Consider the following 8,198-nt stretch of genomic DNA (forward strand, 5'->3'; position numbering starts at 1 on the left):
CCTCGAGACTCGCGCCTGCGGCGCATGCACTTCGAGGCCGAAACGGCGAGACGGGCCTCAACCCTTTGAGGTGTCTCGTAAAACTCGACACATGCGGTTGCGCCGGCATTCGACGTTCAGGTCCGCGCGTGGGCTCGCACGCATCGGGGACCGCTGTCAGGGCTGCCAGCTGTCCTACCGAGGGTGGTCTGTCAGGGGAAGGCCACGATGGTGACGGTCGCGCCGGGCTCCACGTTGGCGTTGGCCGGGGGGTTCTGGGAAACCACGGCCGAGGAATCCAGTGGGGCCAGCTGACGTACCTGGACCGTCAGGCCGAGGGATTCCAGTGTGTGCCGGGCTTCGGAGACCTTCTTCCCCATGACCGAGGGCATGGTGACGGCTTCGCAGATCAGCAGGGTGACCGAGGAGCCGGCGTCGACGGTGGTGCCGACCGCGGGGTCGGTGCCGATGACCCGGCCGGCTTCGACGAGTTTGTCGTAGACGGGGCGTTCGCCGCCGACCGTCAGCCCGAGGTCGGTGAGCGTCTGCCGGGCCTGGTCAGGGGTATCGGCGCGCAGGTCGGGTAGTTGGACGGGTTTGGATCCGTTGCTCTTCCAGATCTGCACATGGGCGCCGGCGGGCAGGACGGTGCCGGGCCCGGGGTCGATACGGGCCAGTGTTCCCTCGGGCGCGGTACTGGCGACTTCGCCGCCGTCGACCGGCTGTAGGCCCTGGTCGCGGATCAGCTGCTGGACTTCGTCCCAGTCCGCGCCGGGGGACACCGCGGGAACCTGGGGTTTGCCGCTGGAGATCAGGATATCCACCGTGGAACCCTTGGTCTCGCGGGCGCCCGGACCCGGATCGGTGCCGACGACGCCGCCGACGGGGACTGTATCGGAGGCCTTGTCCCGGGTGCCGGTCTCGAATCCGGCGTCCTGCAGTTCGCTGGTGGCATTCTGTACGGTCATACCGGCGACGGACGGGACGGTGGCGTAGCGGCCCATGCCGAGCCACCAGCCGCCGATGCCGACCAGCAGGGTCAGCACGACCACCACGGCGGCCCAGATCATGCCGTTGCGCCGATGGTTGGCCCGGCTCTCCTGATAGGCGCTGTACTGGGTGGGCTGCTGCGGGGGGATATAGGCGGGCGGGGGTGGTTCGGTCCGGGGGCGGGCCGTGGTCACCATCCGGGTGGCGTGGGGCCCGGCGACCGCGGCGGGTTCGGGTACGGGCGGGGTGACCGGATGGCGGGCACTGGTGTGTTCGGCCGAGTCCTGGGGGGCGGGGACCCGGTAGGCGGGCAGCTCCAGGCGGGCGGCGATGGCCCGCAGTTCGGCGACCATCTCACCCGCGTCGGCGAATCGGTGCCCGGGTTCCCGGGCGGTCGCCCGGGCGACCAGCCGGTCGAATTCGGGCGGGACCCCGGCGATGAACTCGCTGGGACTCGGTACGTCGTTCTCCACCCGCTGGTAGGCCACCGACAGGGAATTGTCGCCGGTGAAGGGCACCCGGCCGGTGAGCAGTTCGAAGATCAGGATGCCGAACGCGTACACATCGCTGCGGGCGTCGGCGCTGCCGGAGGTGACCTGTTCGGGCGAGAGATAGGCCGCGGTGCCCAGGATGACGCTGGCCGAGGTGGTGTTGGCCGCGGCCACCGCGCGTACCAGGCCGAAATCGGCGATCTTGACATCGCCGGAATCGGAGATCAGCACGTTCTCCGGTTTCACATCGCGATGCACCAGTCCCGCGGCGTGCGCGACGCCGATCGCGGCCAGTACCGGTTCGGCGACGGCGCGGACCGCGTGCGGCGGCATCGGACCGCGCTCGCGCAGCAGTTCGCGCAGGGTGCCGCCCTGGACCAGCTCCATGACCAGGAACGGGTACTCGCCGTCAATACCCTGGTCGTAGACCTCGACCAGGGAGGGGTGTTTGAGGCCGGCGACGGCCCGGGCCTCGAATTCGAAGCGGCTCAGGAACTGGGGGTCGCCGGAGAACTTGGGATCCATCACCTTGATGGCGACCTGGCGGCCCAGCCGGGTGTCGACCCCGCGGAACACCATCGACATCCCACCGCGGGCGATCGGCGCGTCGATCCGGTAGCGCCGATCCAGTACGGCGCCGATCAATTCTCCTCCGGCTGTCACGAACCTCTCCACCTTCGAACCGTGTCCTCCACGGTGGCCGCCCCGCGCGGCTGCTGTCGATGGTATCGGCCGCGCCGCCGCGGGTGTCTCACGGCAGGGAGGCGGGCAGCGTCTACCGTTGTCTTCCGTGAGTGCCTTTCCCTGTAGTACCGATGTCCTGCCCGCCTCGGTATCCCTGCTCGCGCTGCCCGAAGTCGCGAAGAAACTGGGCGTCGTGGTGACCAGGGTGCATCAGATGCTGCGCGACAACCAGTTGCTGGCCGTCCGGCGGGACGGCGTGGTCGGTGTGCCCGAGATCTTCTTCGACGATACGGGCGCGATCCTGAGATTCCTGCCCGGTCTGGTCACGGTGATGCGCGACGCGAAGTACACCGACGAGGAGATTGTGGAGTGGCTCTTCACCGAGGACGACACGCTGCCGGGTAAACCGGTGGAGGCACTGCACGGGCCACTGGCGCGTGAGGTGCTGCGCCGCGCCGCCGCCGAGCCCTTCTGACCGTTTACGCGGCCCTCAGGTACCGAGGGCCGCGTGCGCGGCGAGCCGCAATCTCCGGCGCTGCGGTACGACGGCGCGCTGCGCGAAGACGGCGTAGCCGCTGTCCTCGATGCGGTCGAGGATGGCCGCGTAGAGGGCCGCGGCGGTCCGGATACCGGGCCGCACCCGGGGGGCCAGCAACTCGATGCCCGGCCGGGCGCAGCGGTACAGATCGCGGTTGACGGCGATCAGATGTGCCAGCGCCCGGCGCAGGCGGCGATCGGTACGACCGGTGCGCCGGCCATCGATCAGCAGTGCCTCGTCCACTCCGAATGCGGCGAGCTCGGCGGCCGGGAGATAGATGCGGTCCCGGTCGAGGTCCTCGCCGATATCGCGGAGGAAATTGGTGAGCTGGAAGGCATCGCCCAGTGCGGCGGCCGCGGGTTCGGCCTCGGCCGCCGGGCAGACGGTGCCCAGGACGGGCAGCAGTTGCAGGCCGATGGCGGCGGCCGAGCCACGCATGTACTCGTGCAGTGCCGCCATGGTGGGGTAGCGGTTGCGGAACAGCGGTGAGCCGGGGATGTCCATCCGCATGGAATCCAGGAAGGTCCAGAAGTGACGCGGATCGATGGCGAACCGGCCGACGGTGTCGGTGAGCGCGGGGACGACCCGATCGAAGGCCGCGGGTAGCGCCGGCTCGGTGCGCGGCGCCACCGGGCTGCCGATCGGCTGGGACCAGGCGGCGCGGAGACGACGCTCGACCGCGTCGAGTGCGGTCACGGGCCGCCGTGGTTCGCCGATGTGCGGAACATCGACGATATCGTCGACCGTGCGGGCGAAACCGTACAGTGCGTGGACCGCCGGGCGGCGGTCGGCAGACAGCAGCCGGGTCGCCAGATAGTAGGAACGTCCGTGCGCCGCGGCCACTCGGCGGCAGTGCTCGTAGGCGTCCCGCAGCGTGGCGGCGTCGGCCGGCGCGCCGGGCCGCACCCCACTGCGGCCGTTCACAGACCGGCGGAAACAGCGGGCGCGGGAACCGCCCGGGGAGTACCGCGCAATCGCAGCGGGTCGACGGTGCGCAGCGAGAGCGCGGCGACCACGGCGGCGAAGGTCGCGGCCGCGACATGCCAGAAGTTGTACAGGCCGATCGAACCGTCGGGCTGGAACACCAGCATCAGCCAGGTACAGACACCGACCAGGGTCATGAGTGTGGTGGTGGACAGCGCGAAACCGGCGGCCAGCGCCAGCGGCCACGAGTAGTACCAGGGCAGCGCGGCCGGCGACAGGATCACGATGGCGACGAAGGCGATCAGGATGCCCAGGACGGCATCGCGTTCGCTGAGTTTGAACCGCCACCAGGTCCACACCAGCAGCACCCCCAGGGCGAGCATGCACAGCATGCGGGTCACCTCGAGGGACGAATCCAGCCCGAAGGGGGTGACCCAGGTGACGGCGTGTGCCATGACGGTGGGCAGCGACAACCAGTTGATGATCTTGCGCGACCCCGACAGCGCGGTGAGCCAGCCGATCCCGACCCCGGCGATCGCCGAGGCCGCCACGAACACCGCCGCGAACACCGCGAGACCGAGACCCGCGATCTTGGCGAACATCTTCCAGTGATGGGCCAGGAACTCACGGCTGCTGGTGGCCAGTGCGGCGCGCTGGCCGTCCTCGGCGCGGCGTTCGCGTTCGTGCAGCATCCAGATCCACACCAGGAAGGGCAGGGCGACGCCCGCGGTCGCCTTGATCGCGACCCCGATCGCCACCACCACGATGCCGGCCACATGATGGCGTTCCAGCACCAGCGCGATCCCGGCGCACATCAGGCCGACCATCAGCATCTCGTTGTGCACGCCGCCGATGAGGTGGATGAGCACCAGCGGGTTGAGCACCGCCAGCCACAGGGCGACGGTCGGCCGCCCGCCCAGGTGCTTGGTCAGGTACGGCACCGCCCACATCATCAGGGCCAGGCCGGGCAGCATCACGAACCGCAGGGCGATCGTGCCGCCGACCACGCTGTCGCCGGTGACCGCGGTGATCGCGCGGCCCAGCAGCAGGAACGCCGGACCGTAGGGCGCGGTGGTGGTGGTCCAGACCGTGCTCACGTTGTCGAGCAGGATCCCCGGATTGGCGACCGGGCCCACCTGGTACGGATCGAAACCGTCGCGCAGCAGCGCGCCCTGGGCCAGGTAGGAGTAGGCGTCGCGGCTGAACATGGGTACCGCGAACATGAGGGGCGCGATCCAGATACCGACAATGGCGCGCAGCTCGTTGAGCCGCACCTCACCGGAATGGCCGACGAAGCCCAGCGTGATCCGGCCCAGGCGGACCCAGGCCGCCACCATCATCAGCACACCCGCCCAGACGCAGATCATCGACAGCGCGTAACCGTGGCCGAACCGCAACCAGGACAGGTGAACCGCCTCGAGCAGCGGATCCCGTTTGCGGACGCCGCCGGCGCCGAATCCGCCGAAGGTGATCATCAGGGCCCCGGCGAATCCGAGCAGGGCCGCATGACCTTCCGGGCTGCGCAGGAAGTCGCCGCAGATACGCACCCGGCTCCAGAACCCGGGCGCGAGACCGGTACCCGCTGTCGTGCGCGCGGGCGACGGCCCGGAGGCGGCCGGATCGGTGTCGGCGACCGGAACAGTGCTGGTCGTGGTGTGCATATGGGGGACTGGCATCTGGTGTCGTTCCCCCCTGGATGGTCGGCGGTCGCAACCGCGGGCGAATAGGTCGGCGCTCAGTTTACGGCTTCCGTCACGGAAGGCGGCCGGACGGTGGCCGGGGCGCGCGTCCGGACCCCGCGATTCTCGCCCACAACGCGCTGTGCCGCGAGTTTTCCCGACAGCAGCGCGGTCGGCACACCGACGCCGGGCGTCGTACCGCATCCGGCCAGGACCACGTTCTCCTTGCCGGACACGAGGTTACGGGTACGGAAGGGGCCGGTCTGGCGGAACAGATGCGCGGCCGAGAACGGGGTTCCGGCGAGCATGCCCTGATCGCGCCAGGTCGCGGGCGTGTCGAGCCGGTCGACGGTGAAGTGTTCGGCGATCCCGTGATACCCGCGCCGCTCCAGTACCCCGAGCAGTTCGCGCAGGTAGGAGGGACCCAGGCGGGACCAGTCCAGCGGCGCGGAATCCAGGTTGGGGCAGGGGGCGAGTAGCGAGAACGGTTCGTACCGGGTCGCGCCGCGGGTGAGGTACAGCCCGGGATCGCTCAGTGCGGGCCGGGTGAGCAACAGTGACGGATCGCTCATGAGCCGGCCGCCGCGCCGCGGCGTGATCTCGGCGAAGGTCCGGGCCCAGGCGGCGCCGAAGTCGATGGTGTGATGGGCCTGCACCGGCCAGTTCCCGGCAACACCGGCGGGTACCGTGCCGTGTGCGACGACCGCCGACGGCGAGGCCCGCAATCCGCGGCGGGGGCGCACGCCGAAACGATCCAGCGCACCGAGATCGGCGGTGAGGACCACCGCGTCGCAGGGCAGGGCGCGGCCGTCGGCGAGCAGGACCCGCCGGGCCCGGGCCGGGCCGCGGCGGCGGCGGCGATAGTCGAGTCCGGTGACCTCGGTGCCGAGTTCGAGCCGGCCGCCGGCCGCGGTGAACGCGCCGGCCAGGGTTCCGGCGATCGCGCGCATTCCGCCTTCTGGGAAGTAGACGCCGAGGGCAGTGTCCATATAGGGGATCGCGCCGTACACGCCGAGTGCCTGTTCGGGCGCCATCCCCGCATACAGCGCCTGGAAGGTGAACAGCCGGGTCAGTCGCGGATCGCGCAGTGTCCGGGCGACCCGGGTGCCCAACCGGCCGAAGCCGCCGAGCCCGGCCAGCCGGAGCAGGGCCGCCCGCTTCTCCGGATACCGCACCATATCCAGCGGAGAATCGAAGTTCGTCGCCAGGAACTCGTCGTATTCGGCCCGGAACACGCGACCCAGCCAGTCCCGCAACCGCCGGTACCGGACGGCTTCCTCCGGTCCGCAGGCGCGCGCCACCTCGGCGCTCATCTGTTCCGGATCGGAGAAGACCCGCAGGCCGGACCCGTCCGCGAAACGGGCGTGGTAGGCCGGGGTCAGCGGCCGGATTCGCAGCGGCGGCACCGCACTCGAGGCATCCGTACCCACCGCGGCCAGTGCGTCGTCGACGAGTCCGGGGAGGGTGAGCACGGTCGCGCCGGAATCGATCTCGTAGTCGGCGAACCCGTACCGCCCGACCCGGCCGCCGACATGGTCGGCACGTTCCACCAGGGTCACCGCACATCCGGCGCCGGTCAGATACAGCGCGGCCGACAACCCGGACAGCCCCGCACCGACCACGACCACGTGCTCCACCGGTCCCGGGACCGACTTCACGACAGGCCCCTCCGCTCGTACCGGTGCGCGGCCGGGGCGGTGTCCGGCCTGCCGCCGCCGGTCATGCCGCGCGCCGGGTGGCCGCCAAGGCCATCTCGCGGAGCCGGGTCTTCGCCTCCGGCGTGGCGGGACTGGCGTCGATCGCGCCCAGGGCCTGCTCGGTGAGTGCGCTGATCCTGGCCTCCACCGCGTCGACCGCGCCGAGTTCGATGAGGAGCGCGCGCAATTCGCCGACCTGCGCGTCCGACAGGTCGGTGCCGATCGCGCCACGGAGGGTATCGCCGGCGGCCGGGTCCGTCTCCGCGGCGCGCTGCAGCGCCTCCGCGACCAGCACGGTGCGTTTGCCTTCGCGCAGATCGTCACCGGACGGTTTACCGGTCACGGCCGGATCACCGAAAACGCCCAGCAGATCGTCACGGAGCTGGAAGGCGATCCCGATATCGGTTCCGTAGGTGCGGTAGGCCGTGATGAGCCCGGGGTCGGCGTCGGCGAGCGCTCCGCCGAGATGCAGCGGGCGTTCCACGGTGTAGGCCGCGGTTTTGTAGCGATTGATCCGCAGCGCCGCGGTCACCGATTCATCGCCGCTGGCCTCGCCGTGCACATCGAGCAGTTGCCCGCCCAGTACCTCGGTGCGCATCCGCGCCCACACCGGGGCGAAGCGCGTCAGCGCCGCCGCGTCCAGGCCGGCGTCGTGCACCATATCGTCGGCCCAGGCCAGCGCCAGATCGCCGAGCAGAACGGCCACCGATTCGCCGTAGTGGGCGGAATCCCCGGCCCAGCGTGCCTGCCGATGCCTTTGTTCGAAGTCCACGTGCACGGTCGGGAAGCGGCGGCGGGTGCGGGAGCAGTCGATGATGTCGTCGTGGATCAACGCGCAGGCCTGGACGAGTTCCAGGGCCGAACAGGCTCGGAGCACGGCCGTCGCCGCGGCACTCGCGGGATCGCCACCGGCGCCCAGCCAGCCCATCCAGGCGAAACCCGGCCGGGTGCGCTTACCGCCGCGCAGGGTGAACGATTCCAGGGCCTCGGCACTGTCGGCGAATACCGGGCCCAGCTCGGCGACCGCGTCGCGGCGGCCGGCGAAGAATTCGGTCAGTGCCTGCTCCACGGCCGTGGCGAACGCCGCCGTTCCGGGAACGGCCGCGAGGGGACCCGACCGCGTCGGGCTACCGGTTCCGGCAGACAGGGTGACCTCCCAGATCGTCGATTGCGTGGGCAAGCGGCTACCGGAACCGGGGGCGCCGGTAGCCGCGGG

6 protein-coding genes are annotated in these 8,198 nt (G+C 70.6%); 1 reads left to right on the forward strand and 5 read right to left on the reverse strand.

Going from position 1 to position 8,198, the window contains the following annotated elements:
* Positions 1-191 precede the first annotated feature (191 nt).
* A complete protein-coding gene (gene pknB / locus ACLML9_RS26315) occupies positions 192-2,123 on the reverse strand; it encodes a Stk1 family PASTA domain-containing Ser/Thr kinase (protein ID WP_411948033.1) in 1,932 nt (643 codons plus the stop codon).
* Between the two features lie 127 nt (positions 2,124-2,250).
* Here pknB and ACLML9_RS26320 point away from each other — a divergent pair, with 127 nt between their 5' ends.
* Positions 2,251-2,619 carry an Rv2175c family DNA-binding protein gene (locus ACLML9_RS26320; protein WP_411948034.1) on the forward strand — a complete coding sequence of 123 codons (369 nt, stop codon included), beginning with the start codon at positions 2,251-2,253 and terminating at the stop codon, positions 2,617-2,619.
* Positions 2,620-2,634: 15 nt separating this feature from the next.
* Here the strand turns inward: ACLML9_RS26320 and ACLML9_RS26325 are convergent, their stop codons facing one another.
* From ACLML9_RS26325 to ACLML9_RS26340, 4 genes are all read right to left on the reverse strand, one after another.
* On the reverse strand, positions 2,635-3,606 hold the full coding sequence (locus tag ACLML9_RS26325) for a phytoene/squalene synthase family protein (RefSeq protein WP_411948035.1): 972 nt from the start codon (positions 3,604-3,606) through the stop codon (positions 2,635-2,637).
* Positions 3,603-5,282: an alpha-(1->6)-mannopyranosyltransferase A gene (locus ACLML9_RS26330; RefSeq protein ID WP_411948036.1), complete on the reverse strand. Its 1,680-nt coding sequence runs from the start codon at positions 5,280-5,282 to the stop codon at positions 3,603-3,605. Before ACLML9_RS26330 ends, ACLML9_RS26325 begins: the two co-directional genes overlap by 4 nt.
* 59 nt (positions 5,283-5,341) lie before the next feature.
* Entirely contained in the window at positions 5,342-6,943 is a 1,602-nt protein-coding gene (gene crtI / locus ACLML9_RS26335) for a phytoene desaturase family protein (RefSeq protein ID WP_411948037.1), read from the reverse strand.
* Between the two features lie 61 nt (positions 6,944-7,004).
* Positions 7,005-8,129, reverse strand: coding sequence for a polyprenyl synthetase family protein (locus tag ACLML9_RS26340; protein ID WP_411948038.1), 1,125 nt, complete (start codon positions 8,127-8,129; stop codon positions 7,005-7,007).
* Positions 8,130-8,198 lie beyond the last annotated feature (69 nt).

The sequence above is a fragment of the Nocardia sp. NPDC002869 genome, from assembly GCF_046764065.1.
GTDB lineage: Bacteria > Actinomycetota > Actinomycetes > Mycobacteriales > Mycobacteriaceae > Nocardia > Nocardia rhamnosiphila.